A 350-nucleotide genomic window follows, 5' to 3' on the forward strand; every position below is an offset into this window, starting at 1 on the left:
GGATAGCCGGACGCGATCAGAAGGCCAGCTTGCCGATAGGTCGGGAAATTCATGTCGCCATCCCGGAGCGCCATCCTGGCCGCGCAGGCGACAGCCTCTTCGCCGAGATGGACGACGTAGAATGACGTCTTTCCTTGCCGCTGCGCCAGCAGCATCCTGGCGTCGAAGGCGCGCAGCTTCATCATATGCCGGAGGCCGATGAGAAGCTGCTCGTCGGTGAGGCCGCCGTTCCATGGACCGACCGCTTTTCCCTCGTCATCGATAACCCGGACGATGGAGTAGGCCAGGTCGCGTATCTCGTCAGCGGACACATTCACCGGCGGCCGTCGGACCGCCCCTGCCTCCGGCAC

General features: G+C 64.3%; 1 protein-coding gene. It reads right to left on the reverse strand.

Translation table 11 applies throughout. From position 1 onward, the window contains the following. Positions 1 to 311, reverse strand: a 311-nt coding sequence (locus tag AC1D0P_RS32870; protein WP_477680543.1) for a thiamine pyrophosphate-dependent enzyme, incomplete at its 3' end; no start/stop codon positions are given. Positions 312 to 350: the final 39 nt, after the last annotated feature.

It is taken from the genome of Polaromonas sp. P1_G2 (assembly GCF_056405515.1).